The sequence below is a fragment of the Paenibacillus sp. FSL R5-0701 genome (genome assembly GCF_037973995.1).
In the GTDB taxonomy this organism is placed as follows: Bacteria; Bacillota; Bacilli; order Paenibacillales; family Paenibacillaceae; genus Paenibacillus.
Window position 1 is genome coordinate 3,183,690 of the sequence record NZ_CP150230.1, and the last position, 21,953, is coordinate 3,205,642.

A 21,953-nucleotide genomic window follows, 5' to 3' on the forward strand; every position below is an offset into this window, starting at 1 on the left:
AGGAGGTACGCAACATGACAACCAAAAAGACGGCACATCTTATCTCGCATACCCATTGGGATCGCGAATGGTATATGCCTTATGAACACCATCATGTACTGCTCATTGAGCTGATGGATAAACTGCTGGACACGCTTGATCAGGACCCGGAATATCGTTATTTCCATCTGGATGGGCAGACGATTATTCGTGAAGATTATTTGCAGGTTCGGCCCGAACAACAGGAGAGACTCGACCGTTATATCCGCGAAGGACGCATCCATTTTGGTCCATGGTATGTGTTACAGGATGAGTTTCTGACTAGCAGTGAGGCCAACTTGCGTAATCTGCTCATCGGTCATCGTGATGCTCGACCTTTGGGTGTGATATCCAAGACGGGATACTTCCCGGACTCGTTCGGAAATATGGGACAGGCACCGCAGATTTTGCAACAGGCGGACATTCACAACGCGATCTTTGGACGCGGGGTAAAGCCTACGGGATTCAATAATGCGGTGGTTGATGCAGACAGTTACGAATCTCCCTATTCCGAGATGATCTGGCGTTCGCCGGATGGTTCGGAAGTGCTCGGCATTTTGTTCGCGAATTGGTACTGCAATGGGATGGAAGTTCCCGTTGATTCGGAGAAAGCCCGAGTATATTGGGATAAAAATCTGGAGGATGCCGAGAAGTTTGCCTCGACTCCACATCTGTTGTTCATGAATGGTTGTGATCACCAGCCGATCCAGACGGATCTTCCCGAGGCATTACGCACGGCAGCTGCCTTGTATCCTGATGTGGAATTTATCCACTCCAATTTTGACGAATACATTGACGCGGTTACGAAGAATGTCCCTGAGCATCTGGCGACTATTGAGGGCGAGCTTCGCAGTCAGCACACGGATGGTTGGGGAACACTGGTGAATACGGCATCCGCACGGGTGTATCTGAAACAGTTGAATCAGCAGGGGCAGACGTTGCTTGAAAAAGTAGCCGAACCACTCGCTGCCATGGCCCATATAGCCGGGGTAAAAGATTATCCGCACCATCTGTTGACGCATGCATGGAAGATGCTGATGCAGAACCACCCACATGATAGCATCTGCGGGTGCAGTGTCGATGAGGTTCACCGTGAGATGGTGACCCGATTCGCCAAGAGCAGACAACTTGCAGAAAAATTGGTTTCCCAGAGTGCGCAGGCGATTGCTGAGTCCATTCATGTGCAAACTGCTGAGGCTTGGGGAGAGGAAGCTGTGCCGTTCACTGTGTTCAACACGAGTGGGTGGAATCGAAATGGAATCATCGAGATGGACCTGATTGTGGACAAAGCATTTTTCCCAGAAGGTCCTAATCCCCAGGCGCTTGCGCAGAAGGTGGAAAAAGACGCACTGCCAGTGTATCAGCTGGTCGATTCGGATGGACGTACGTATTCGGCAGAAATCAAGGATCTGGGTGCACATTTCGGCTATGAACTTCCGAAGGATCGCTTCCGACAGCCTTATATGGCTCGTAAAGTAAGAGTGACTTTCCAGGCGGTGGATGTACCTTCTCTGGGTTATAAGACGTATGCTCTTATTCGGGTAGAGAAGCAAGCAGAGATTGCTGAGATTGCTGAGATGCCCGATACGAGCGACGTCATCGAGGTGCAGGGCATGATGATGGAGAACGGTCAATTGCGGGTGACGGTTGAAGAGAATGGTACGGTAACGATTGAAGATAAGGTCTCCGGTGCTGTATACAGGGGATTGAATTCATATGAGAATACCGGTGATATCGGCAATGAATACGTCTATCGTCAACCTGAGGGAGAAACAACGCTGACCACGGAGCATCTGAAGGCAGACCTGCGGATTGTGGAGCAGTCTCCGTATCGGGCAGTTATGCAAAGTGTATTACGCTGGGATATTCCTGCTGGAGCAGATGAACTGTTCGAGCTGGAGAAGCGCCAAATGGTTCCTTTTACAGAACGGAAGGCACAGCGAGTCGAGCAGAATGTTCCGCTTGTGATTACGACAACGTATACGTTGGAAGCAGGCAGTAATATGGTCAAGGTGAAATCCGACTTTAACAATCAGGCCAAGGATCATCGACTGCGTGCACTCTTTCCATCCGGACTGGTGACAGACAATCATTATGCAGATTCCATCTTTGAAATCGCCAAACGTTCCAATACACCGGCCAAAGAATGGGTGAATCCAAGTAATGCGCAGCATCAGCAAGCGTTTGTACATGTGACCGATGGTGATCATGGCTTGATGATTGCAAACAAAGGGCTGAATGAATACGAGATTTTACAGCATGAAGAGGGCAGTACGATTGCAGTTACGCTGCTGCGTGCCTCTTCGGAACTGGGAGATTGGGGTGTGTTTGAAACACCGGAAGCTCAATGTCTGGGATCTCAGAGTGTGGAATATGCGATTATTCCATTTGCGGGCGATGCTGCACAGTCAGGTGCATGTGCATCCGCATACGTGTATCCGATTCCGTGGACGACTGTACAGCAAGGGGCACTTGCGTATACATTTGAGCGAGAAAGTCATGCCGGTGCCGATGGGTACAAGGTGGAACTACCTTTGACGAAGCAATGGTTAGCGTGGAATTCGCAAGGTTCGACACTGGCATTCTCCACATTGAAGATCGCAGAGGAAACCGGAGATTTGATTGCTCGCTGGTATAATTTGAACTCTGAATCGGTTGAGTTGAACGTGCAAACTGGATTCGAATGTGCTTCCGTCTATGAGAGCGATGTGCTGGAACGGGTTAAGGGCACGTTGGAGGGACACAGCCAGATGGTATCCGGGTACAAAATCGTTACACAAGGGTATGCGTTACGTTGAGTTGATTATTGAACATCATAACTATAGAAACCTCCTGTTCACGGTAGAGTGGACAGGAGGTTTTTGGATGTTTTCTTCTAATTGGGGATATCAAATCAAAAAATAGAATAAAAAAATATTGCAGTTTCATCTTTAAATTTTGATTCCGTTTCCTCTACTATTTTCTAGCACAATTAGTCTGTCTATTGAGGCAAATTTAATTTCCTCGTATCTTTATTTCTTTAGAGTTCAACCGAATTTCTCTCCTTGTATGGACTAATTATAATATGGTCTATTTTTGTTTGACAATTTTTTTGTCTTTAGATACTATAACATAAACGACAGTGATCACTGACATTCTTTGAAAAGAGGAATCAAGTTGTCTAACAATACAAAATTAAGCAGCAAGGAGAAATTAATGACGGCTGCTATCGATTTAATTTCAAAAAAAGGTTATAGCTCTGTAACAACTCAAGAAATTGCCACTACTGCTGGTTTAAGTGAGAAAACATTATTTCGACAATTTGGGACGAAACAAAACTTATTAGAAACAGCTTTTGACCACTATCACTACTCAGAAGAAATGGCAAAGATATTTAATGAAAGGTTAGTATGGGATCTACAAACGGACTTGTTATTGATCTGTAGAACATATCATGAAATTATGAATCGTAATCGAAAAATGATTATGATTAGCTTAAAAGAAGAAGATAATTTACCTGGGTTCAGAGAACGAACAATAAAACATCCTCGTCAACTAATGGAGGTATTAACTAATTATTTTAATGCCATGTATGACAAAGGAAAGTTGATAGAAACGAATCCTGAATTACAAGCTTTTTCTTTCATGGCACTGAATTATGGTACGTTTATAAATCATCTAGATGAACAATCTAATTTTCCAACCCTCTCATTGGAAGATATAATTAAAGAGACTGTATGGATATTTTCTAGGGCGTTAACTCCCTAGTTTTTTTTCAACAAAATGACAGTAAGTACTGACTGTCATTTGACTATTCATTCAATGCATACAAAGAATCGAGGAAAATGATATGAACACCAAAGCTGCTACAACAAATGAAACAGGCCCACTTTTACTGCGTGTGCTAGTCTTCACACTTATCATTTCAGTCATGAACGGAACCATGTTTAATGTGGTCTTGCCAGTAATTAGCAAAGAATTCCAACTCACTGCATCACAAGTAACTTGGATTGTTTCAGGCTATTTGATTGTGTATGCGATAGGTACAGTTACCTATGGGAAACTGACAGATAAATTTAGTATTAAAAGTTTAATTACGTTTGGTCTGTTACTTCTGACGGTTGGATCTCTTGTGGGAGTAGCTGCTACACAATATTGGATGATCATCGTTGCACGTATCTTGCAAGCCGCTGGTGCGGCTGTGATACCTGCGTTGGCTATGATAATTCCTGTTCGTTTTTTTTCACCTGAGAAGCGTGGGCGCGCTTTGGGAACCTCTGCAATAGGTACGGCTCTTGGAGCAGCACTTGGTCCAATTATCGCCGGATTTGTCTCAAGTGCTTTAAATTGGAAATTTCTCTTTGTCATACCTCTGCTTTCTCTTATCACATTACCTTTGTATAGAAAGTATTTGGATGATGAGCCGGTGACAAACGAAAAGATTGATTATATCGGCGGAATTTTATTGGCAGGAACGGTTGCTACATTCTTACTCGCACTTACACAATCCAATATGTGGTTGTTAGTAACTGGACTAGTTATCCTAGTTTTGTTTATCATTCGAATTCGCTATGCCTCTGTCCCCTTTGTGAATCCAGCGATCTTTAGAAATAAACAATATTCTAAAGGGATGGCTATTGCATTTGTATTAGTCGCTGTTGGATTCGGCATTCCATTCCTGACACCGCTCATGTTGTCGGATGTTAATGGTCTGTCACCTGCATCAATCGGGCTCATTATGTTACCTTCAGCTCTTATTACCGCCATTCTTGGACGTAAGGGTGGAAAATTAGCGGATGAGAAAGGGAATCCATTTCTACTGTATATCGCATCAACACTTCTTGCTGGAGGTTTCATTATTCTATCGTCAGTGGTGGGGATGTCGCCTACGTATATTCAAATATTCCTTACCTTAGGTGTAATGGGTCAATCTTATATACAAATTGCTATGTCAAACACCATCTCACGAACTTTGCCTAAAGATGAGGTAGGAATCGGTATGGGATTGTTATCGATGTTTAACTTTATTGCAGCAGCAGTATCCACGACTGCGATTGGTAAGCTACTTGACGGTGGAGCAACTACTGTTCACTTGAATCCGTTTGTTCATGATAAGGTTGCTTTTGTGTACAGTAACATATTGCTGGTGCTGGCTTTAATAGTCGTTGTAATGGCAGTACTTTATTCTCTTCAATTTGGACGTAAATCCAACAATAAATAAACATCTTATTGGAATTGAAAGAATATCTTCTGCGGACTAGACCCTAATGATCAGTCGAGTATGCGTTCTGTGTAATAACGAGATTTATCAAGCGGTCTGCTTATGTACACGATTCCGATGTATAAATATCTAATAAAAATATATGTCGTGATTTTATACATTTATTGTCGTGAGTTTCTATTAAAAATAGATTAAGTCTGTGATAACTTATAGATAAATGTCAGAATATTATATAGTATGGAGGTAAGACACATTGACCATTCGAATTGGGAAAATTAGCTTGTGGCATGTTCACGCATGGGATTACATCAAGCAGGCACAGGAACATGAGGATACAGTTATCGCAGCTGTTTGGGATGACGATGCCAAGCGGGGGCAGGAAGCGGCTGAACGTTTAAACGTACCATTCTATGCTTCACTCGAAGATATGCTCGCCAAGGATGACATCGATGCCGTTATTGTAGATGCGCCAACCCGCATCCATGAAGAGGTGATCACCGCTGCTGCAAAAGCAGGTAAACACATCTTCACGGAGAAGGTTATTGCATCAACACAGGCGGAATCTAACAGAATCCTTAATGAGGTAAAGGCAAACAACGTCAAGATGACAGTTTCCTTACCACGTCTGAATGCAGGGTATACGTTAACGATTCAGGATGTACTTAACCAGGGATTGCTTGGTAAAGTGACTTATGTAAGAGCGCGTTTATCGCATGATGGAGCAATATCGAACTGGTTGCCTGAACACTTCTATGATCTGAAGGATTGTCAGGGCGGTGCGCTGATTGATCTGGGCTGCCATCCCATGTATCTCGCCAAATTGTTTCTGGGTCAGGAAGTAACAGCGGTTAACGCGAACTTCGGATATATTACAGGCAAAGAAGTGGAAGATAATGCAGTCGCAACCTTGTTTACGGATTCTGGAGCAGTCGGCGTTGTTGAAGCTGGTTTTGTGAACAGCCATTCTCCATTTACGATTGAGGTTCATGGTACGGAAGGTACGCTTCTGTACGGAACACCCGAAGAAAAGTTATTGATTCGCACGAAAGCAGCAGAGGGACAGTATCAAGAGTGGACTGAGCTTCCTTTGGCAGACCAAAGAGAAAGCGCATTCAATCAATGGGTTGCACATATACAGAATGATACGGATGCAACCGAAAACGTGCAGATTGCTATGGAGCTGACCCGGTTGATGGAAGCAGCGAATCTCTCTGCCAAAGAAGGGCGCAGAATCACTCTGAATGAGTTGAAGGGTTAGGTTTTATTAAGGAGGTATGCAATCTTGAGCCTGTATCCTTATGAGAAAATGCTTGAACGGCAGGATCTCCTGGAGAGACTGGATATTTCAATGGTTTGGGGACATTATGAGATTCGCGTGATGCGATTTCATCTGACTTCTTTTCCAGCGGGCCGAGTTGTGGATTTCCATAATCATGCGGAGTTTGAGTTTCATTTTATCCCAAGAGGTAAAGGTAAAGTTATTCTCGATGATCAGACACATGCACTCTCGGAAGGTATGCTTTATTTGACTGGACCGGGTGTACTTCATTATCAGGAGGCTGATGCCAAAGAGGACATGGATGAATTATGTCTTCATGTGGATATCGTTCACAAGCCAAGAGAGCATGTTGATCCCTGGGAAGCAGCAGAATCTGAGGAAACGATGGAAAAGCTGAGAACGCTTCCGCTTACTCCAGTGAATGATTATCATCGGGCAATGCATTGTTTTTTGGAAGCCTACGAGGCATGTGATCAGAAATTGTTAGGTTATTATACGTCGATCAAGCAACTGGTTATCAGCATATTACTCAAAACCGTGCGAGCATACGACACCGGGGGGAATCGACCGGAAGCCCCTGTGCGGGATATGTCGGTGTATCGCTATGAGTATGCAGTGCAGTATATGGAGGCGAATCACCCTACAGTGGTCACGCTGGAGCATGTAGCTGAGAAACTTCATATTAGCAGCAGACAATTGCAGCGAATCTTCTACCAGGTACAGCCGGAGATGCCGTTCAGCCGTGTACTGGAGGATATTCGTCTGCGCGCCGTGTGCCGCAATCTGGAGGAAAGTAACGTATCCATTGAACAGATCGCTCTTGCTTCAGGCTTCAATAATGCCAACTATTTGCATGCTGTATTTCGCAAACGTCTGGGGATGACCCCGTCGGCTTTTCGCAAAATGAAACAACCAATACTTAAGTGAGGGTGAATATATATGAGTAAAGTATATCGTATCGGAATTATTGGCTGTGGTGGAATCGCGAATGGCAAACATCTGCCGAGTCTGAGTAAACTGGATAATGTTGAACTGGTGGCTTTCTGCGATATCGTTCAGGAACGTGCAGATGATGCCAAACAGAAATATGGCTCTACTGATGCTGAAGTCTACACGGATTATCAGGAATTGCTTAAGGATGAGTCTTTGGATATTGTGCATGTGCTTACGCCGAATATTTCTCATGCCGAGATTTCTATTGCTGCTCTGGAGGCGGGGAAACATGTCATGTGTGAAAAGCCGATGGCGAAGACATCTGCTGAAGCACAACTCATGCTCGAAGCGGCAGAACGTACCGGCAAGAAACTGACCATCGGATACAACAACCGTTTCAGAGAAGACAGTCAGTATTTGAAGAAGGTGTGCGAAGCAGGTGACCTGGGTAATATTTATTTTGCCAAAGCACATGCAATTAGACGTAGAGCAGTACCAACATGGGGTGTTTTCCTGGATGAAGAGAAGCAAGGTGGCGGTCCGCTGATTGATATTGGTACGCACGCACTTGATCTGACGCTCTGGATGATGGATAACTATCAACCAAAAGTTGTGCTTGGTACGACCTATCATGAGCTTTCACAACGTGAAAATGCGGCCAATGCCTGGGGCCCGTGGGACCCAAAACAATTTTCCGTAGAAGACTCAGCCTTTGGTATGATTGTGATGGAAAATGGAGCAACGATCATGCTGGAATCCAGTTGGGCACTGAACTCACTGGATGTGGATGAGGCAAAATGTAGCTTGAGCGGTAGCGAAGCGGGTGCGGATATGAAGAACGGGCTGCGCATCAATGGTGAGAAATTCAGCCGTCTATACACCAATGAGATTGAACTGAGTGCAGGCGGGGTAGCTTTCTACGATGGTAAGAGTGAGAGCGCACCGGATGTTGAGATGAGAAAGTGGATTGAAGCGATTGAGAAGGACCAGGAGCCAGTCGTTACACCGAAACAAGCGCTGGTTGTATCTCAGATCCTGGAAGCTCTCTATGAATCTGCTCGCACAGGCAAGGCTGTATACTTGAATAACGGTAGCGAAGCATAGAACAGACATAAAACAATTAGATTACAGAACCCTTTGTCCTGTTATTTGGGGACAGAGGGTTTTTGGTGTTTTGGTTACTAGCTATTGGTCCATACCAGACTCTATTTCGGCACATATGATGAGAGAAAAATGAGCTGAAAAGAGGGTATGTCTTGACTAAACACAAAACGGGTCATGGTGTTTCCATTGTTGTATGTACCAATCGGCCGCAATTTTTTGATAACATCCTGCAAAATTACAGTCGGCAGCTTTATAAAAGCAAAGAATTGATCATTGTCCTGAATCATGACAGTATGAATCTGGCATTATACCAAAACCGGGTTCGAAAATATGCGAATGTTCATGTATATCAAGTTCCTGAGAGCATTTCCCTAGGACAAAGCCTGAACGCCGGCATGACGAGGGCTCGTTTTTCGTTGATTGCCAAATTTGATGATGATGACTACTACTCGCCGTATTATTTAACAGAACAGGTGAGAGAACTGAGACGGACCAAAAGTGATATTGTTGGCAAACATTCGTGCCTGGTCTACTTGGGTGCGTCCAAGACACAGTTGGTCAGATCTCCAGCTGAAAAAAATAAACCGGTTGAATTTGTTCAAGGGGGCACTATTTTATTCAAAAGAGAGATCTTGAAAAAAGTCCGCTTCACGGACCGTTCAATAGGGGAAGATGTGACCTTCCTGAGACAATGCAGGAAAAGAGGATTCAAAGCGTACGCGACCTCTCCTTACAATTATGTCTATCACCGCAGACAGAACAAAAAAAGTCATACCTGGAGAGCGGATGACAGCTTTTACCTGGAGGGAAGCAAAAAACTTGCGGTTACAGAGGATTTCAGACCCTATGCTAATAAAAAGTTATAGTCTGTAATCGTAGTGCCCATGTGTGTCGTCAAATAACGAAAGCGAAGATGCATCTGCTGCGTGTAGATGCATCTGCTGCGTGTAGATGCGTCTTTTTTGTGCCAAAATGCTTCAATTTGGTGGTGGTGAGAAAAAAATATGAATTTACTTGAAAAAAAGTATTGCATATAAGTTTAGTCGGAATTATATTAATGGTATAAGGTCTAGACCATATACAGATCGGAGTGTTTAGATGTCCAGTACGTTTTCATTTCGTTTTGAGAAAGTATCTACCAAAAAGGTTAGTGAATTCATTAGGGAACAACTGGAAGAAGCCATTATTCTGAAAGAATTAATGAGTGAAGAACAGCTTCCAGCCGAGCGAGATCTGGCAGAGATTTTTAACGTAAGCCGCATTACCGTTCGTGAGGCACTCTCTTCACTGGAAGAGAAAGGCTTGATTGAGAAAAGGGTGGGTGCCAAAGGCGGAACATTTGTACTGCCTCTGACAGCCAATTCGCATAAGCGCACGAGAGAAGAAATTAAACGGGATTGGTCACAGATGCTGAAGGTGTTTGAATTTCGAACCATCATCGAGCCAGAGGGAGCTTTTCTCGCTGCTGAGCGGATCACCGCAGGCGAACTGGAGCTGCTTGAGAATTACATGGAACAAAGTATAGAGCCAGACTGCACAAGGGAATGGTTCAGGGCGCTGGATGTGAAATTTCATCTGACCATCGCCAAGGCTTCGGGGAATCCATACTGTGAGAGAGCCGTCAGACAGATCCGGACCAAAATTAATCCGGCGCTCGACTTGATGCCTTATGATGACCGGATACGTTCCGTCAACCACGGTGTACATATGGAGATTCTTGAAGCATTGAAAGCCCATGATAGCATCAAGTCCAAGGAGACGATGAAAAGGCATATCGAATTCTCGGCTGACGCGATCTATGCCCGTTTGGTTTCTGAATCGGAAGAAAATGAAGGGAATGACAGCAAATGAATCGTTCAGAACTAATACAGCTGGCTCAGCCACTGCAAGCCCAGTTAAGCGCTTGGCGCAGAGATTTACATCAGCATCCGGAGATCGGTTATGAGGAACATCGCACATCCGCTATCGTAGCCGAGCATCTGGAAAGCCTGGGACTCGAAGTTACACGCAATGTCGGAAAAACCGGGGTTACAGGCCTGCTTCGCGGAGAGACCGATGGACCAACCTTTGCCTTGCGCGCAGACATGGATGCTCTGCCAATCCAGGATCAGAAAGCGGTGGAATACCGCTCGCAAGTGGAAGGCAAAGCGCATCTGTGTGGACATGACGCTCACACCTCCATCCTGATGGGAGCCGCCCAACTGCTTACTGGTCTTGGAAGACCGAAATCAGGCAACATCAAATTTATTTTCCAGCCAGCCGAAGAGGGACTTGCAGGTGCAAGAGCCATGATCGAGGACGGTGTTCTGGAGAATCCGAAGGTTGATGCCATCGCAGGATTACACATGACACCTGGACAGAACACGGGAACCTTGGGTGTAAGTCAAGGCGTTGCGTTTGCGTCAGCTGATCCCTTGATTATCAAGGTGTTTGGCAAGGGTGGGCATGCAGCTCGTCCGCATGAGGGTATTGATGCGATCGCGGTATCCGCTCAGGTCATCACCGCATTGCAAAATATCGTCAGTCGGATGGTTGATCCACTTGAACCGGCAGTAGTCACGATTGGCAAAATCACGGGAGGTTATATGGGAACAGCCATCGCCCCCGAAGTGGAGATGATCGGTACGGTTCGTACACTCTCACCTGCCATTCGTGAGCGGATGCCAGCTTTGATCGAGCAAGTTGTTAAAGGGGTCTGCGATTCTTTCGGCGCAGGATGCGAGGTAATTTACGGCGATGGTTACCCTGTTGTTGTGAATGATCTCGGCATGGTTGACCTGCTAACAGAGACTTGTGATCAGGTTAATGCGGAGAAGGGATGGACTTATATCAAACCCTCCACAGGGGGCGAGGATTTCGCTTTTTATTGTGAACAGGTTCCGGGTGTGTTTTTCAGACTAGGATCTGGGAATGATGAGGAACGTACTCGCTATCCACTCCACCATCCCATGTTTGATCTTGATGAGACAGCGATGCCTTATGGTGTTGGCATGTTGTCTGCAGTAGCACTTGAATTTTTGGCACGGAATACATCTTCTGAGGGGGAGCAATCACAATGAAAAAAAGACAATGGACAGGCTTGTGGATCACGTTACTGGCAGTCGTAATGGTACTCAGCGCTTGCGGAGGAAAATCGACAAGCACAAATGATGGTTCCGCAACAGAAGGAACGGGCAGTGGAAGCGCAAGTACAACACTGACCGTTGCTGCGGCAACCGATATTGAGAGTTTCGATCCGCACAATAACAACAACACTTCCAGTGAGGCGGTTCTGGTCAACGTTTTTGATTATCTGATCAAAAATGACAGTGAACAGAAAAAAGTTGCGGGACTTGCGACATCATGGGATCAGGTTGATGATACAACGTGGAGATTTAAGCTGCGTGAAGGTGTTACCTTCCACAATGGCGATCCATTCACTTCAGCAGATGTAAAATACACGCTGGAGCGCGTAGCCAAGGACGAGACACTGAAACAAAACAGTTATTTCAAAAATATCGTAGAAGTTAAAGTGGTGGATGACTATACCGTAGACATCATCACGGATGGTCCAGATCCGTTGCTCCTGAATCGTCTGTCCAAAATGGGAGCAGGCATTCTGCCAGCAAAATATATTGCAGATAAAGGATTCGATGCTTTCCTGAAACAACCGGTAGGCACAGGCCCTTACAAGTTCAGTAAATGGACCAAAGATGATCGTGTGGAACTTGTGAAAAACGAGAACTACTTCGACGGTGAACCCAAATGGAATGAAGTGGTATTCCGCGTTATTCCTGAAGCGTCCACTCGTGTATCCGAATTGCTTGCTGGTGGTGTAGATGTTGCGTCTTCCATTCCATCCACTGACATTGCACGGATCGAAGGCGAAGCAGATAAGAAGATTGTCAAAGCGCCAATCCAGCGTGTGCTTCAGTTGATCTTCCGTCAGACAGAAGGCAGTATCACAGCTGATCCAAAAGTACGTGAAGCCATTGACCTGGCTATCGACAAACAAGGCATTGTGGACAGCATTGCCGGCGGAGCAGGTATCGTAACCCGCACATCCGTAACACCAGGCAACTTCGGTGCTGATCCTTCATTGTACAAAACGTCACTCTATGACCAGGAAAAAGCCAAACAACTCCTGCAAGAAGCTGGCTATGCGGAAGGTGAAGCTGAGATGACCATCTCCGTTTCCGCACAGTACAAAGAACAGGCTGAAGTTGTCGCAGCGATGCTGGAACAAGCCGGATTCAAAATCAACCTGGATGTCCTGGAAGCAAGTGCATTCAGTGAACGTTACAGCTCCAAATCATTCAAAGAAATCTTCATGATTGGTATTGGTAACTCCTTGTTCGATGCTTCGAATAACTACAATCGTTATATGTTGGAAGAAGCGAAAGGTGAGTCGGATTACAACAATCCTGAAGTAGAGAAACTGCTTCAATCTGCATTGGTGAACATGGACCCTGCGTCTCGTGAGAAAGAGTATCAGCAAGTACAACAGATTTTCTCTGAAGAGCGTCCAGCCGTATATCTGTACCAAATGGAAGGTGTATACGGAACAAATGATAAAGTGAACTTCGCGCCGCGCAGTGACGAGATGTTCTATGCTGACGAGATTACACCTGTTGCACAGTAACATCGGGTATAACAACCGGTCATTGAAAAGATAGGCCGTGAACGGCAGGGACTGGATAACCATGTTCCTGCCGTTCTTTTTTAAAAGGGAGGTGAACAAGGAATGGGCAAATACGTACTTAAGTCACTACTGCAGATCATTCCGGTGCTGTTCATTGTTTCATTAATTGTGTTCATTTTGGTTCGAGTCACCGGTGATCCGGTTGCGCTAATGTTGCCTGAAACGGCTACCGCTGAAGATCGTGCTGTCTTGACCCAGGCACTTGGTTTGGACCAGCCTTTATATACGCAATACGTGAAGTTTCTGGGCAGTGCAATACAGGGAGACTTTGGGCAATCTTTTCGCTACAATCAGCCTGCATTGGAACTTGTGCTGGAGAGGTTGCCTGCCAGCTTTGAACTGGCGGTAGCGGCTATGTTTTTTGCCGTGCTAATGGCTGTTCCACTTGGTGTCATTTCAGCTGTCAAACGCAATACGTTTACCGATCTTATTATTTCAGGAATATCCGTTATTGGTAAGGCGATGCCAAACTTCTGGATGGGGATTATGCTTATCCTCTTGTTCTCCGTCATGCTGGGTGTATTGCCAGTATCCGGCCGCGGAGGATTGTCACATCTGATTTTGCCGGCATTTACACTTGGCGTTGGACTGGCTGCGCAGATGACCCGGCTGATTCGCTCCAGCATGCTGGAGATTCTGAATCAGGACTATATCCGAACAGCCCGCAGCAAGGGGCTTGGCCGAATGGTTGTCATTGTGAAACATGCATTTCGGAATGGATTGATTCCTGTCGTAACGATTATGAGTTTGCAGTTTACAAGTCTGATCGGGGGGACTTTGATTACGGAAACGGTATTCTCCTGGCCTGGACTGGGGCAATTGCTGGTCGTTGCAGTCAACACCCATGATATGGCGATTGTACAGGCAGCGGTGTTTGTCATTGCCTTTATCGTTGTGGTAATCAACATCTTGACGGATGTAGCTTACAGGCTACTTGATCCGCGCATCAAATACGACTAGAAGGAGGTGCAATCATATGACAGGCAGCAATGAAATGCCAATTCCGGGTACAGAACAGGAACAAGACAATGGGCGTGCACCAACGGGATTTCGTTATATCTGGCAACAACTGATCATCAGCAAGACCGGAATGTTTGGTGCTGTGCTTGTATTGTTGGTTGTGTTAATTGCCATAGGTGCACCTCTATTGACGAGTCATGATCCGGCAGCGGTGAATCCGCTCAACCGACTTAAACCACCAGCATGGCTTGAGGGCGGAACGGCCGAATACTGGCTGGGTACCGATAATCTCGGCAGAGACATGTGGAGTCGAATTGTATATGGTGCTCGAGTTTCCTTAATCGTGGGGATGGGTGCCGTGATTGTATCAGGAATCATTGGCGCGATTCTGGGGCTGGTATCCGGATTCTACGGGAAATGGCTGGATGCTGTCATCATGCGTGTAGGTGATGCATTCATGGCCATTCCAACCATTCTGTTCATGCTTGTTGTGATGGCGATTGTTGGTCCGGGTATTACAACGCTGATCTTTGTCATCGGTGTAACGAATTGGGTTCCATTCACCCGTGTGGTAAGAAGTGAGGTTCTCAGTATCAAGGAGCGGGATTTTGTTCATGCGGCCAGATCAATTGGCGCGAAAAATGGAAGATTGATTCTCAAACACATTCTGCCGAATATCCTTTCATCCTTTATCGTCATCTGTGGTATGAATGTCGGCACAACGATTATTATGGAAGCTTCACTCAGTTTTCTGGGTCTGGGTATCAAACCACCCGATGTGTCCTGGGGAGGGATGCTCAGTGATGGCAGACAATATGTTGCTACAAGCTGGTGGGTTGCTACATTCCCGGGGCTAGCCATTACATTTACCGTACTCGGTGTTATTTTCCTTGGAGATTGGCTGCGTGATGTGCTTGATCCACGTACGGAGACAACCCATAAATAAACGGAGAAGGGAGCTATCAATATGAATCAAAGACCAATTATGCCGGAGGATCTGAGTCACTACCGTTGGATCAGTCAGCCGGTGATCAGTCCTAACGGACAAGTAGCTTATGTGGAACAGACCATAGATCAGGATAAAAACGAATATAACACACAAATTCGAGGAATTTCGCTCGATGGTGATAAAGATATTGCACTTTCGGATGGAACAAAGGATTCCTCACCTGCTTGGTCGCCTGATGGCACACAACTCACATTCATTCGCTCAGTGGATGGTGGCAAAGGACTATGGACGCTCCATTCAGATCAAAAAGAGCCAGTCATGCTGATATCTCCCGCACGTAAAATATTGAGCTATATCTGGTCTCCGAACGGGCAGTACATTGCGTTTACCAGCAAAGTACAACCGGAGGCCCAACAGAAGAAAGCTGAGGCCCAACAGGAGTCTGTACCTGCACTGCGAGGTAAAGTCTTTGAGCGTACAACGCCGAAGGCGGAAGGGGCTGGCTGGTGGGATGGTCTATACAGCCAGTTGTTTGTATATGAGAGTAAAAGCGGGGAGATCACGCAGGTGACTTCCGGGCTATGGAATATCAGTGCTCCAGCGTGGTCGCCAGATAGCAAGCAGCTTTCTTTCATTTCGAAGCAAGTAGAGGATGAGGAACTTGATGCAGATCTACTGTACTTTACGGATATATACAGCGTTCGATTGGGAGAGCGTGATCTCTTCAAAGTGACGGATTCCAGTCTGGCGATAAGCCAGTTCTCCTATTCGCCCGACGGGCAGCAGCTGATCCTGATCGCCAGTGATCGTGAGTATGGAAGTGGGAGCCACAACAGCTTATACGCTGTCCCCGTTCATCGAGGTATACCCAGGCCAATCGCACCTCAAGTAGATATGCAGCTGGGTAACGCGGCGCTTGGTGATATGAAGTCAGCAGGTGCGTCTCCTTCTCCAATCTCGGATGCCCATCATCCAGAACGTGGTGTATATGTACTCGGAACGCATAACGGGGATGTGGACGTGTATCGCATTCAAGATAATGGAGAGTGTAAATCCGTTACGGGCGATGGTGAGAAGGATGTGTATCAGTATACCTTAACACCAGATGGTTCATCGCTGGTAATCGCTGCGTTGACTGCTGAACACCCTGGAGAGTTATATCGCGTGGATATCGACAGTGGTGAAATGTTCAGACTCACCCGGCGAAATGATGAATTCATGGCTGAATTGGCTGTAAATGTGCCAATCCGTGTAGAGTTTAAGTCCTCTGATGGATGGCCGATTCAAGGTTGGTTAGCCACACCGGCAATACGTGACTCCAATGGGAAATTGCCATTGATTTTGCAGATTCATGGTGGACCGCACGCGATGTATACGGGTACATACAGTCATGAAATGCAGACACTCGTTGCGCAAGGGTACGCTGTGCAGTGGATCAATCCTCGCGGAAGTATGGGATATGGTCAGGAGTTTGCCAGAGCTTGCCGTGGTGACTTTGCCGGAGGGGATTACCGGGATCTGATGGAAGCTGTTGATTATGCCCTGGCTACACATGATTTCCTTGATGCATCCCGTCTGGGTGTAGCGGGTGGCAGTTATGGCGGAGTGATGACCAACTGGATTGTAGCGCATACCCACCGTTTCAAGGCGGCTGTAACCCAGCGTTGCATCTCCAACTGGTTGTCCATGTATGGAACGAGTGATATCGGAATTTCCTATGTCGAGGGAGTCATTGGTGGTAATCCGGCGGAAAACGCTGAATTCCTGTGGTCCCGTTCACCTCTTGCCCATGCACATCACATTGAGACGCCACTTCTGATCATGCACGGAGAGCAGGACTATCGGACACCGATTGCGCAAGCGGAGGAATTATATACTACGCTAAAACGATACGGCAAAAAGACCAAACTGATTCGTTACCCGGGTTCCAACCACAGTTTGCTGAAAAGCGGTAAACCTTCACTTCGGATTGATAGCTTCGAACAGGTGAATGCCTGGTTCAATCAGTACCTCGGGAATGAGGAGGGCGAGCAATGAGTCAGACTCAGCTGTCCATTCCTGTAGGCCTCCTTGTAGAAAATGTTCTGACAAGCGGGGAATCAAAAGAAGTGATTATTGAATGTTTGCAACGTCGAGACTATTCCCGGTTGTTGCCTCTGGTTAAGGAATCCACGATGGATTTTGATGAAAGACTACAGACAGCAGCTGATATCGGAGACGATTGGGAAAAGGCGATACGTCAAGGTTATGAGTTCAAGTTTTTGCATATTAACGGGTTGAAGCGATTGCTCGATTTCCGGTTTGACCGTAAGGTGGATCGGGATTACGTTCAAGATGAACTGTCACTGAAGCATATTCAACTGACCGTAGAAGAGATTGAATTGCTACAAACGTTAATTGGCAGGCAATGGCTCGTGCAAGCAGAAACAGAGCAAGCAGAAGAGGGCAGAACAGATAGGGAGTTATCTTCCTGCATTCCTGTCCGTATTCAATTAAAATTCCCTTAATATGGACCAGAAGAAGCCGCGATGATCGCGGTTTTTTTTGCTATGTACAGGTAGAAATGTGGATGACTGAATTCAAAAGTTGAAATCGGACTTCGTATGATTTATATTTGTATTAAATGATAATATTATCTATCAAAAAATACGGGCGCAAAGAGGGGGACCTAGGATGTCCATTCAAAATGTTTTGGGAAAAATTCAAATATCGGATGATGTGATCTCCAAAATTGTCGGCAAGATTGCAAATACTACCAGTGAGATTTCCTCCATGTCGACAGGACTTGTAGAAGGCATCACCAAAAAGTGGAGCGGGAAAAGTCTGCAAAATGGCATAGCTATCCGCAAGGTAGAATCAAGACTGGAGATAAACGTAAAGGTTGTCGTGTGTTATGGAACGAAAGTGCATGAAGTCTGCAGGGAATTGCAAAACAATGTGAGATTGCATGTGGAACAGCTGACCGGATTAACCATTGATACGGTGAATGTGATCGTTGAGGGGTTATCATTCAACCAACCTGCTGCCCAGCTTTAATTCAATTTCAGCTACCTAGAGGAGTGACAGCGATGAATAAGATTTCCATAACAAAAGCCAGTCCACAATCATTAGTCGGCGGGCAGCTAAATCAGATGGCACTTGAATATATGGCCTATTCGCTTGCAGGTACCAAGGATAAAGGCATTATAGAGAAAACATTTAACAAGTTATGGCGTTCGAATCAGAACCGATTCAGTCACCAATATGCTTATGAAGCTAAAATGGGCAACCAAACGCTGGGCATGATCGTATGTTATCCGACCACTATCATGAACAAACTTGCTTTACCAACGTTCTCCAAGCTGTTTGAACTTCGGAAATGGAGCCTGATCAAGTATAATCTCCAACACTGGAAAGAGTTCTACTCCATGGTGACATTAAAAGAAGCGGAGAACGATGAGTACCACATCGGAACATTGGCTACCTTGCCTGAAAGCAGAGGACTTGGTGTAGGGACACAGCTCATTCAATTTGCTGAGGAGCAAGCTGTAACACAAGGTCTGTCCAAATCTTCACTTACGGTTAAAAAGGAAAATCTACTAGCTATTAAACTCTACGAGCGTTTGGGATACCAGAGAGTAGGGGAAATCAATAAACCTTCGTTATCCCTGTACAGGATGTCCAAAAATCTGGTGTAACGTTTTCAGATACGAATAGAAAAAGCAGCTAATTGGAGAGTTTCACATATATAAGCCCACATTGGAACGGTTAAAAGTGTGAGCTGGAGGGGCGCTTTATGTGTCCCTTTTTTTAGTTTTCAGATTTTTCTCATAAAAAAAGCAACTTGACTTTTGTGTGTGATTAAGCAGGTACTTGACAGGGGTGTGGTATAGTATAAAAAGTTCTTTTAATGAAGAAGACGGAGAAATATACAATGTGGGGTGTAACCAGTGTATCAATATAAGGATCAGGATTATGAAGCAGTACATTTTGAGGGACGTGATCTGCGCTATGGAGAACTCATAAGCTGTGTTTTCAAACAGTGTACATTTATGAACGCTTCTATGGAAGAAATCGAAACGAGTAACTGTCGTTTTATCGAGTGTGACTTCAAAGGGGCTTCCATGAATGGTTCGATTCATACGGAATCGGCTTTTGAAAATTGCACCTTCGGTGGTGCGAATCTCTTTGCTTCCAAATTCAGCTCCTGCAAGATGACAGGCTCAGACTTTTCAGGTGCGCAAATGGATGGCATCACCCTAAGTCACGGCGATTGGTCCTATACCAATCTGAGACATACACGTTTGGGGAAACAGGATCTGCGAGGAATTCGTTTCTTTGAGGCTGACTTTACGGACACGGATTTCACCAAAGCGGATTTGAGAGACTGTGATCTTACCAGAGTTATATTAAGCAGAGCCAAGCTGCAAGGGGCCGATCTTAGAGGGGCTAATCTGGAAGGAATCGATCTGAAATCGCTGGATATCAAAGGCGTACGTTTGGATCGCGAACAAGCTGTTCTGTTTGTACGCTCGTATGGTGCGAAAGTAGATTAAGTTGAACATACACAGCAGCAAGCCGCCCTTGAGGCGGCTTTTTTGACGTTAAGCTTTCCCAATTCAAACAAATTGGCAGGAATAAGAGATCTAAACAAGAAGTAGTTAACATAAGTTTCAACTAAAAGGAGGTTATCATGACAGTCACATTAATTTTTATTGTTGCTATTATTGTCATTGGGCTTATAACCGGCACGATCACTACAATTATGGCATTTAGACTGCTACGTAACAATAAAGAGCAACATCATCTTCGCAAGAGCATTCTGATGGACGGAATTCCAGCAGAAGCAATAATTCATGATATTGTACAGACTTCATCCAGTATGGATGGAAGGCCTGGCGTGCGATTGGATCTGACTGTAACCCAAGTTGACGGCCGCACCTTCCCAACAATTGTAGAGACTTATATTCCAATCACACATATTCCCCATTTTCAGAAAGGAAATGTCATTAACGTAAGATACATTGCGATGGGGAATGAACGAAAAGTTGAGGTAGAGGATGCCTACCTTCCGTGAGGTGCCGCAGGGTGGTAAGCTTCGGTTATCAGGCATATCAAAAACCATTACCTGAAACAAATCAGGTAGTGGTTTTTAACGTTAATTTAATTGAGTTAATCCTCTTCTTTTGACATATTTCGTATATACCTTGCTTTTCTTCATGAAGTGAATTTCATTACGTTTTAACGCTGTGCTTGTGGGCTCGTTTCAACCGCACAGCAACCCAGCTCATGATCAGAGCAGCAATGAACAGAAATACGGTCACACCTGCGATGACAACAAAGAAGGATTGGTCAAATGCAGCAAAGGCGGCATTTTTGAGCGATTCAGCAGACGCAGCAGGCAAGCTTCCGGCAGCGATAAGTGCTTCATCCAGACTGTCTTTCGCATTGGCTGGCACACTAATTCCCACAGGGATCTTCATAGCGAGTGTGTAGAAAAGGGTCGACATGCTGCCGATGATTGCAATACCGGATGCCCCGCCCAGCTCATAACCTACTTCCTCAATGGAAGCGGCCATACCCGCTTTGTGTGGTGGGGCATAACTCATAATGGAATGTGATGCAGCGGTCATCCCTGATCCAAGACCTGCACCAAGTAGTGCCAAACCGAGAATTTGCCCGGTGAACCCGGCATTGAAATACATCAGATACGTCCCCATGCCAAGGGCAGCGATGAAAAGAGTGAAGCTTTTGATATATACAACATCCACACGGTGCATAATGGCCCCCGTAACAGGTCCGGCGATGAGTGCTGCAATAGGTATGGATACGGTGAATAGTCCAGCCTGAAGAGGTGACATGCCTTCCACCAGTTGAAGCCGCTGAGTGACCATATACTGCACACCCATTTGTGCAAACAAGCCAACCAGTGCGGTAATAAAGCCGGTGCTGAATCTTGGGATTTTGAATAAGGATAGATCCAGCAGCGGATTGGGACTGTTATTCTGACGGCGAATAAAAATGATCAGAGACAGAACACCGATCACAGCAGCAATGATAGCGAGTGTGAGAGATCCTTCGCGTCTTGTGAATTCCTTAATGGAATAGATAATTCCGACCATGGCAATCATGATCTGAATAGAACTGGTGAAGTCCCACTTTTTCGAGGTATCCCCGTGATGTTTAGGGATCATTTTCAAGGCGAATACAAACGCGATAATGGCTATGGGCAGGTTAATCAGAAACACAGAACCCCACCAGAAATGTTGAAGAAGCAGTCCACCAACAATCGGTCCTAGTCCAGCACCGCCTGATGCAATGGAACCCCAGATGCCGATTGCCAGTGCGAGTTCTCGCTCATTCGTAAACGTAACTCTGATAATCGACAATGTCGCTGGCATCATCATGGATGCACCTACGGCAAGAAGAATTCTGCTCATGACCAGCATAGCCGGTACTGGAGAAAAGGCAGCGGCAAGAGAAGCAGCAGAAAAGACGAGCAAGCCCAGGGTAAATATTTTTTTATGACCAAGACGGTCTCCGAGTGTTCCCATTGCAGGAAGCAGACCCGCCATGACAAGGGAGTAACCGTTCAGAATCCATAATTTCTCCGAAGCTGATGCACCGAGATCATGGGTCAAGCTGGGTAAAGCGGTGTACAGGATGGTCATATCCATCACAATGAGTAATAGTGCACTTGAGACAATAACTAGAATCATCCAACGTTTGAATTTTGACATGTTTCCCTCCGGCGATATGAATAACTTACAATTCAAGACTAAACTATCGGGTAACTCTATAGTCAAACTTTTCTTTACAGACTATAATGCATGTATATTGATAAAACTTA

Annotated in this window: 19 protein-coding genes; 18 read left to right on the forward strand and 1 reads right to left on the reverse strand. The window is 45.5% G+C overall.

Features of this window, described 5'->3' with window-relative positions; translation table 11 throughout:
- The first annotated feature begins 14 nt into the window (after positions 1-14).
- The 18 genes from MKZ13_RS14125 to MKZ13_RS14210 all read left to right on the forward strand — a co-directional run bounded on the left by MKZ13_RS14125 (position 15) and on the right by MKZ13_RS14210 (position 20,180).
- Entirely contained in the window at positions 15-2,816 is a 2,802-nt protein-coding gene (locus tag MKZ13_RS14125; RefSeq protein ID WP_339184825.1) for an alpha-mannosidase, read from the forward strand.
- A gap of 358 nt (positions 2,817-3,174) precedes the next feature.
- On the forward strand, positions 3,175-3,765 hold the full coding sequence (locus tag MKZ13_RS14130; RefSeq protein ID WP_260632633.1) for a TetR/AcrR family transcriptional regulator: 591 nt from the start codon (positions 3,175-3,177) through the stop codon (positions 3,763-3,765).
- Between the two features lie 82 nt (positions 3,766-3,847).
- Positions 3,848-5,218, forward strand: a complete 1,371-nt coding sequence (locus tag MKZ13_RS14135; protein ID WP_221819484.1) for an MFS transporter — start codon at positions 3,848-3,850, stop codon at positions 5,216-5,218.
- A 253-nt stretch (positions 5,219-5,471) separates the two neighbouring features.
- On the forward strand, positions 5,472-6,476 hold the full coding sequence (locus MKZ13_RS14140) for a Gfo/Idh/MocA family oxidoreductase (protein WP_221819483.1): 1,005 nt from the start codon (positions 5,472-5,474) through the stop codon (positions 6,474-6,476).
- Between the two features lie 24 nt (positions 6,477-6,500).
- A complete protein-coding gene (locus MKZ13_RS14145; protein WP_260632632.1) occupies positions 6,501-7,424 on the forward strand; it encodes an AraC family transcriptional regulator in 924 nt (307 codons plus the stop codon).
- A 12-nt stretch (positions 7,425-7,436) separates the two neighbouring features.
- Positions 7,437-8,534 (forward strand): Gfo/Idh/MocA family oxidoreductase, encoded by a 1,098-nt coding sequence (locus MKZ13_RS14150; protein WP_221819482.1) that lies wholly within the window; start codon positions 7,437-7,439, stop codon positions 8,532-8,534.
- Between the two features lie 152 nt (positions 8,535-8,686).
- Complete coding sequence (locus MKZ13_RS14155) at positions 8,687-9,400, forward strand: glycosyltransferase family A protein (RefSeq protein WP_339184829.1); 714 nt, start codon at positions 8,687-8,689, stop codon at positions 9,398-9,400.
- A 232-nt stretch (positions 9,401-9,632) separates the two neighbouring features.
- A complete protein-coding gene (locus MKZ13_RS14160; RefSeq protein WP_221819480.1) occupies positions 9,633-10,385 on the forward strand; it encodes a FadR/GntR family transcriptional regulator in 753 nt (250 codons plus the stop codon).
- The gene (locus tag MKZ13_RS14165; protein ID WP_339184831.1) at positions 10,382-11,593 is read left to right on the forward strand and encodes a M20 family metallopeptidase; all 1,212 of its coding nucleotides are present in this window, start codon (positions 10,382-10,384) and stop codon (positions 11,591-11,593) included. The genes MKZ13_RS14160 and MKZ13_RS14165 overlap by 4 nt, the downstream gene beginning before the upstream one ends.
- Positions 11,590-13,155, forward strand: coding sequence for an ABC transporter substrate-binding protein (locus MKZ13_RS14170; RefSeq protein ID WP_221819478.1), 1,566 nt, complete (start codon positions 11,590-11,592; stop codon positions 13,153-13,155). The genes MKZ13_RS14165 and MKZ13_RS14170 overlap by 4 nt, the downstream gene beginning before the upstream one ends.
- Positions 13,156-13,257: 102 nt before the next feature.
- The gene (locus MKZ13_RS14175) at positions 13,258-14,175 is read left to right on the forward strand and encodes an ABC transporter permease (protein ID WP_017688654.1); all 918 of its coding nucleotides are present in this window, start codon (positions 13,258-13,260) and stop codon (positions 14,173-14,175) included.
- Between the two features lie 16 nt (positions 14,176-14,191).
- On the forward strand, positions 14,192-15,121 hold the full coding sequence (locus MKZ13_RS14180) for an ABC transporter permease (RefSeq protein WP_091030896.1): 930 nt from the start codon (positions 14,192-14,194) through the stop codon (positions 15,119-15,121).
- A gap of 21 nt (positions 15,122-15,142) precedes the next feature.
- Complete coding sequence (locus MKZ13_RS14185; protein ID WP_339184835.1) at positions 15,143-17,161, forward strand: S9 family peptidase; 2,019 nt, start codon at positions 15,143-15,145, stop codon at positions 17,159-17,161.
- Positions 17,158-17,631, forward strand: a complete 474-nt coding sequence (locus tag MKZ13_RS14190) for a hypothetical protein (protein ID WP_237175528.1) — start codon at positions 17,158-17,160, stop codon at positions 17,629-17,631. Before MKZ13_RS14185 ends, MKZ13_RS14190 begins: the two co-directional genes overlap by 4 nt.
- Positions 17,632-17,797: 166 nt before the next feature.
- Complete coding sequence (locus MKZ13_RS14195; protein WP_076211848.1) at positions 17,798-18,160, forward strand: Asp23/Gls24 family envelope stress response protein; 363 nt, start codon at positions 17,798-17,800, stop codon at positions 18,158-18,160.
- A gap of 32 nt (positions 18,161-18,192) precedes the next feature.
- The gene (locus MKZ13_RS14200) at positions 18,193-18,801 is read left to right on the forward strand and encodes an N-acetyltransferase (protein ID WP_339184838.1); all 609 of its coding nucleotides are present in this window, start codon (positions 18,193-18,195) and stop codon (positions 18,799-18,801) included.
- A 252-nt stretch (positions 18,802-19,053) separates the two neighbouring features.
- Positions 19,054-19,659: a pentapeptide repeat-containing protein gene (locus MKZ13_RS14205; protein ID WP_339184840.1), complete on the forward strand. Its 606-nt coding sequence runs from the start codon at positions 19,054-19,056 to the stop codon at positions 19,657-19,659.
- A gap of 137 nt (positions 19,660-19,796) precedes the next feature.
- Complete coding sequence (locus MKZ13_RS14210; protein WP_339184842.1) at positions 19,797-20,180, forward strand: hypothetical protein; 384 nt, start codon at positions 19,797-19,799, stop codon at positions 20,178-20,180.
- A 157-nt stretch (positions 20,181-20,337) separates the two neighbouring features.
- On the opposite strand, the gene MKZ13_RS14215 is transcribed toward MKZ13_RS14210, so the two are convergent.
- Positions 20,338-21,843, reverse strand: coding sequence for an MFS transporter (locus MKZ13_RS14215; RefSeq protein WP_339184844.1), 1,506 nt, complete (start codon positions 21,841-21,843; stop codon positions 20,338-20,340).
- Between the last annotated feature and the right edge of the window lie 110 nt (positions 21,844-21,953).

Excerpts from the sequence above, each read along its gene's own strand:
- MKZ13_RS14125 (WP_339184825.1), top strand. The coding sequence starts at position 15 with ATGACAACCAAAAAGACGGCACATCTTATCTCGCATACCCATTGGGAT.
- MKZ13_RS14135 (WP_221819484.1), top strand. The coding sequence starts at position 3,848 with ATGAACACCAAAGCTGCTACAACAAATGAAACAGGCCCACTTTTACTG.
- MKZ13_RS14150 (WP_221819482.1), top strand. The coding sequence starts at position 7,437 with ATGAGTAAAGTATATCGTATCGGAATTATTGGCTGTGGTGGAATCGCG.
- MKZ13_RS14160 (WP_221819480.1), top strand. The coding sequence starts at position 9,633 with ATGTCCAGTACGTTTTCATTTCGTTTTGAGAAAGTATCTACCAAAAAG.
- MKZ13_RS14165 (WP_339184831.1), top strand. The coding sequence starts at position 10,382 with ATGAATCGTTCAGAACTAATACAGCTGGCTCAGCCACTGCAAGCCCAG.
- MKZ13_RS14170 (WP_221819478.1), top strand. The coding sequence starts at position 11,590 with ATGAAAAAAAGACAATGGACAGGCTTGTGGATCACGTTACTGGCAGTC.
- MKZ13_RS14175 (WP_017688654.1), top strand. The coding sequence starts at position 13,258 with ATGGGCAAATACGTACTTAAGTCACTACTGCAGATCATTCCGGTGCTG.
- MKZ13_RS14180 (WP_091030896.1), top strand. The coding sequence starts at position 14,192 with ATGACAGGCAGCAATGAAATGCCAATTCCGGGTACAGAACAGGAACAA.
- MKZ13_RS14185 (WP_339184835.1), top strand. The coding sequence starts at position 15,143 with ATGAATCAAAGACCAATTATGCCGGAGGATCTGAGTCACTACCGTTGG.
- MKZ13_RS14190 (WP_237175528.1), top strand. The coding sequence starts at position 17,158 with ATGAGTCAGACTCAGCTGTCCATTCCTGTAGGCCTCCTTGTAGAAAAT.
- MKZ13_RS14195 (WP_076211848.1), top strand. The coding sequence starts at position 17,798 with ATGTCCATTCAAAATGTTTTGGGAAAAATTCAAATATCGGATGATGTG.
- MKZ13_RS14200 (WP_339184838.1), top strand. The coding sequence starts at position 18,193 with ATGAATAAGATTTCCATAACAAAAGCCAGTCCACAATCATTAGTCGGC.
- MKZ13_RS14210 (WP_339184842.1), top strand. The coding sequence starts at position 19,797 with ATGACAGTCACATTAATTTTTATTGTTGCTATTATTGTCATTGGGCTT.
- MKZ13_RS14215 (WP_339184844.1), bottom strand. The coding sequence starts at position 21,843 with ATGTCAAAATTCAAACGTTGGATGATTCTAGTTATTGTCTCAAGTGCA.